At 70.1% G+C, this 4,456-nt stretch carries 7 protein-coding genes and 1 pseudogene; 3 read left to right on the top strand and 5 right to left on the bottom strand.

Annotation, left to right across the window (positions count from 1 at the left end):
- Together ACWD0A_RS34610 and ACWD0A_RS34605 are read right to left on the bottom strand one after the other, a co-directional pair.
- Positions 1 to 461 (bottom strand): transposase (locus tag ACWD0A_RS34610; RefSeq protein ID WP_451304673.1); only part of this gene is annotated, 461 nt, incomplete at its 3' end.
- Between the two features lie 87 nt (positions 462 to 548).
- The gene (locus ACWD0A_RS34605; protein ID WP_451304672.1) at positions 549 to 1,136 is read right to left on the bottom strand and encodes a hypothetical protein; all 588 of its coding nucleotides are present in this window, start codon (positions 1,134 to 1,136) and stop codon (positions 549 to 551) included.
- Positions 1,137 to 1,511: 375 nt separating this feature from the next.
- Between ACWD0A_RS34605 and ACWD0A_RS34600 the strand changes: the two genes are divergently transcribed.
- Together ACWD0A_RS34600 and ACWD0A_RS34595 are read left to right on the top strand one after the other, a co-directional pair.
- On the top strand, positions 1,512 to 1,913 hold the full coding sequence (locus ACWD0A_RS34600; protein ID WP_451304671.1) for a Ku protein: 402 nt from the start codon (positions 1,512 to 1,514) through the stop codon (positions 1,911 to 1,913).
- Between the two features lie 123 nt (positions 1,914 to 2,036).
- Positions 2,037 to 2,228 carry a hypothetical protein gene (locus ACWD0A_RS34595; protein ID WP_451304669.1) on the top strand — a complete coding sequence of 64 codons (192 nt, stop codon included), beginning with the start codon at positions 2,037 to 2,039 and terminating at the stop codon, positions 2,226 to 2,228.
- Between the two features lie 53 nt (positions 2,229 to 2,281).
- Here ACWD0A_RS34595 and ACWD0A_RS34590 read toward each other — a convergent pair whose 3' ends face one another.
- Together ACWD0A_RS34590 and ACWD0A_RS34585 are read right to left on the bottom strand one after the other, a co-directional pair.
- Positions 2,282 to 2,623, bottom strand: a complete 342-nt coding sequence (locus ACWD0A_RS34590) for a DUF6233 domain-containing protein (protein WP_451304667.1) — start codon at positions 2,621 to 2,623, stop codon at positions 2,282 to 2,284.
- Positions 2,624 to 2,638: 15 nt separating this feature from the next.
- A complete protein-coding gene (locus ACWD0A_RS34585; RefSeq protein WP_451304665.1) occupies positions 2,639 to 3,010 on the bottom strand; it encodes a hypothetical protein in 372 nt (123 codons plus the stop codon).
- 85 nt (positions 3,011 to 3,095) lie between these two features.
- Here ACWD0A_RS34585 and ACWD0A_RS34580 point away from each other — a divergent pair, with 85 nt between their 5' ends.
- The gene (locus ACWD0A_RS34580) at positions 3,096 to 3,521 is read left to right on the top strand and encodes a hypothetical protein (RefSeq protein WP_451304663.1); all 426 of its coding nucleotides are present in this window, start codon (positions 3,096 to 3,098) and stop codon (positions 3,519 to 3,521) included.
- A gap of 260 nt (positions 3,522 to 3,781) precedes the next feature.
- Here ACWD0A_RS34580 and ACWD0A_RS34575 read toward each other — a convergent pair.
- Positions 3,782 to 3,907, bottom strand: a pseudogene (locus ACWD0A_RS34575) (EAL domain-containing protein); the annotation flags it as partial.
- Positions 3,908 to 4,456: the final 549 nt, after the last annotated feature.

Below are 4,456 nucleotides of genomic sequence, written 5' to 3'. Positions count from 1 at the left end.
AGGAGCATCTTCCACGTTCCATCTGCTGACCAGCGGCGATGCCGCTTGTAGACCGTTTCCCACGGCCCGAACCGCTCCGGCAGGTCCCGCCACTGGACACCCGTCCGCACCCGGTACAACACCCCGTTGATCACCCGACGGTGATCACTCCACCGGCCCCCACGCGTACCACCACGAGGTAAGAACGACTCCAGCCGATCCCACTCCGCATTCGTCAGATCCCCACGACCCATACAGCCAGCCTGCCCCCAACATCCCACCCACGTCAGGAGATCCGAGAAACAGTGCCTAGGCCCCCCACGTGGAATACGCAGCACCTGAACACGCGAGCCCACCAGTCCACCCGTACCCTCGGCGTCGTAGAAGACCTGCTCGATCACCAGGCAGGACCGCTCGATGGAGATGCCGAAGTCCTGCGCCTCCTGGGCGTTCACGTGCCGGGCCATGGTGCCGGTGGCCACCCGCACCGTGCCCGGGGGCGCGTTCGGAGGCAGCTCCGTCGTGCTCCGCCGTGGCTACTTCCCCTTCGCGGGCTGGTCGACGTCCGGTCATCGGCGGAATGAGTATCCAATGGTCGTTGTCGTTGGCGGGGGCTCGATCCACTGTGCGACGGCCCGCTGCCAGACATCCGCCCCTGTCTGGGCCTGGCACTCCAAGTGGAATAGAACCCTCGTTTCGTGCGTGTCGAAGTTGAGGTCCACATAGACGGTTGCGGTGCCGCCGGCGGCCATCGGTCCGATGTCGAGGCTCGCCATTCGGTCGTAGCCCCAGGGGCTTGAGGCGTTGCGGGCACCACGCATGCCCTCGACGCCTTCGCCTGTTGCGCTGACGATGACCGAGCGGAGCGCCGGGCCGGAGGTCTGCCGCAGCGCCAGCACCCCGCGCGGCACGTTCGCGTCGGAAGCGTCGGTGTACCCCTTTTCGATGGTGAACTGCGGACCGCGGGCATCTGCTCGGCCCGCTTCCTCACCCTGGACCTGACGCAGCATCAGGGCCACCTGCGTTTCGGCAGACCGCACTTGCGCTTCGGCAGACCGGGCTGCGCCTTTGGCGATGTGAGCCTGCCAGAACGCGACCCCAGCCGCCCCGGCGCTCACCGCAGTGGCCGCGATCGCGGTGATCAGTTCGCCGTCCACCTTGCTCCCCCCGTGGGCCCGCACTACGGATCGTCATCCGAGCCTATCGAGAGAAGGGAGGGACCCGGAGTGGTACTCGTAGGCGTCCCGGATCTCCCACTTGTGCTCGTACGCCGTCTTCGGCCGCTCGGTGTACCGCTTCACCACCGACGGGACCAAGACGCATGGCTGGGCCACATTGACCCGCGCTGGACCACCGTCACCGTCGACAGTCAGTAATCAAAGGTCGGCCCCAGCCGCTGAATACGCGACACCTCAACATGCGGGCTTACCAGTCGAGGCCGTCTCACGAATGACTTGAGAACCCCGAGCCGGACTCATCGCTCCCGCCAACTCGGTTCGATTGATCCCCGACCTGAGACTGAACAGAAGCACTTGACGGGGAAGCTCGAGGCGCTCGCCCGGATCGGCTACGTGGCCGTGGCCAAGATCGCCATCAGGAGTCGCGAGCGCCTGGCGCTGCTGCGGCCACGGCACGGCATCCTCGTCCTCCAGACCCTGCTCTGGGAAGGCGAGTTGCGCGACCCGGGCGACGTCGCCCCCTCGGGACCGGTCACGGACCGGGAACTGGAGCTGGCCGAGGTCCTGATCAGGGAACTGACCGGCATCGAGGTACGCGACCTCCACGACGAGTACGCGCACGCCCTGGAGCAGCTCGTCGCGGCCAAGGCCGGCGGCGGCACGCCGCCCGAGCTGGAGGCGGCCTCGCCGGCAGTGGACTTGATGGCCGCGCTGGAGGAGAGCATCCAGGCGGCGAAGCGTGCCGGGCTCCCCTGAGCCCCGCGCGGTTTTCAGCCACCCTCTTCCCTGGTGACTGATTCCCGTGCATGCTGTGCGGACCCCGCCCGGTCACGTCGGGCGGGGGCCAGTCCCTCCCGGCCCCCCACGGGAGGGCGGCCCATGCCCGCCACCGGATGCGCCGGGCGCTCCACCCTTCGTGGTGACCCGCCGAAGGACCGCCAGCGCCTCACCGGCGGCTCGCGAGGCTCGGGGTTCAATCGCCCCATGCCACGCTTCCTGTTCACCGGCTGCCTGGTGGTGCTCGCCACCGGGCTTGCCGCAGCCATCTCCATCGGGTTCCTGCACCGATGACTGCCGCCCCGTGAGCCGGGGCCTCCCCGCCCGGCAGGACGGGCGCCCCCCGATCAGCTGCCCAGCCCGCTCTCTGGCCTGCAGATCTCACAGGACTTGATGTCGGGCAGTTCCAGAGCGATCAGTGCCTCCTCGCGGTTCAGCCAGCCCATCGGGTGCTGGTACATGTGGCAGCCGCCGCGGTGCAGGATCGCGAAGTCATCCGCTTTGGCCCGGGACGGCTCGACCTTCCACGAGGACCCTTCGCGGGCGGCGCGCTCCCGCTTCAGCGCCGCCGCCTCGTCGGCCTCCAGCTGCCGGATCGTCTCGCGTGTCCGACCGAGCTGGTACGCCTGGTACGCCTCCACGATGCGCAGCTTCTGGAGGCGCGACAGCTCGGGTACGGACTCGGACATCACGGTGCCAGCCGGTCAGGCGGCGGTCTCGACGTCGACCACGGGCGCGGCGGCCGGCCGCGTGGCCTGCTTCAGCCGCATCCGCTCCGCCACACGCTTCTCCCCGTCCACGGTCTCCCAGAACGGGTGCGCAGCGACACGGACCGACAAGTCGGCGCACTCCATCCGCAGCCGCTTCACCGCCTGCTTCTGGTCCTCGGTCCACCCGGGACTGGCCTCGCGGCCGCCGGTCACGACGCCGGTGTGCGGGTGCTCGGTCCCATGCCGGCCCGGCATGGGTTCCACGCTCCACGGCAGGCTCCGGCAGAGGGCGGCCAGCTCGGAGGTCGCCTGGTGAAGGCGGGTCTGCGCGGCACGCAGGTCGTCGGGGAAGTCGGTTCCGGCCATGACCAAACCATACTCGTGTTCGAATTCGGTCGGCGAGTACCGACACCCGGCCGGTGAGCACGACCCGCTGCTTTAGGAGCATGGCGTGGTGGGACGGTTCGAGCCGCACGGCGGCTACAAGAAGGACTTCGCGGTGCACGTCGGTCCCGCGCAGGCCGCCTGGGACCGCGCGGCGTTCGCCGACGAGATCCGCGGCGACGTCAACCGGATCCTGGGCGTCGCCCTCGCCGAGGAGACCGGCGGCCGCCCCCCGTCCGGCGCGTGGTCGTACTGGTTCGAGAACGACGACCTCAGTGTGCGCCTGGTGGTCGCCGACCCCGAGGGGGACGGCCCGCTGGACAGGGCCCCGGCCTACGTCGTCCCCGTGTCCCGTTCCGCGGACGTGGAGACCTGGCAGCTCGCGGAGAGGCTGTACGACGGCCTCGACGCGCTGGGCAGGTATCTGCTGATCGCCCTGGAGGACGAGGGCATGCCCGTCGCCTCGAACTTCGACATCGGGGACGACTGGTGAGACGCGGGGACGCGGCACGGTGAGGCGCCGGGCATGAGCGGTGCCGGGGCGCGGCGCCTCACACCGTGTCCGCCAGCACCAGCGAGTGGATGCGGTCCGGGGCGCCGGGGCGGGCGTAGTACCAGCCCTGGGCCGTGTCGCAGCCCATTCGCGCAGCCGGCGGGCCTGAGCGGCGGTCTCCACGCCCTCGACGGTGCGGTCAGCTCCAAGCTGTGCGCCAGCGAGACGATGCCCTCCACGATCTTCAGGTCGACGGGGGTCGGCCGGGTGCTGCATGCCCTGGGTGAAGGAGCGGTCAGCTTGAGGACGCTCACCGGGAGGCGGCGCAGGCTGGCCAGGTTCGAGTAGCCCGTGCCGAAGTCCTCCAGGGCGATGTCGACGCCCATCTCGGCGAGTTGCCACGGTGAGCGGTTTACGTGGCGGGCGCGTTGCCGACTACGGCGGCGGCCGTGGTGACCGAGAAGAGGCCGGCTACGGGAGGGGTGGACCCGGTTCGGGTGCGGTGTGCCGTCGACTCCGCCGGAGTCGGGCCGCTCGCCGTACTCCCGCCGTCGCGTATGACGGGCGCGTGAGGAGACCGCGCCCTCGGCCGCGGCCGAGGGGGAGCAGCTGCTGCCGCGAAGTGGCCGAGCCCGTCGTGGGCGCTCCGCTCAGCGCGCCACCGTGGGCCCGAGCCGTGCGGCGAACCGGGTGTGAACTGCTCTTTGCCCGAAGGCCGTTCATCCACTCGGAGGCGTACAGTGGACCCGTTCGGCGGCCCCTGTACGGCCCGCGGCTGGGTGTCCCGGGCCTCCGCTCCCGGGACACCCAGCGCCGGGCTTGTCGCCGTGACTCGGTTCACGAGTCGCGGCAGCAGATGTTCAGCTCGATGGGAGGCATCCGGGTCGGGCCGGAGTCAATGTTCGCGAGAACACACAGCAGTCGGCCGAACGCCG

It is taken from the genome of Streptomyces sp. NPDC002867, assembly GCF_053591895.1.
This window is presented reverse-complemented; position numbering and strand designations above follow the sequence as displayed.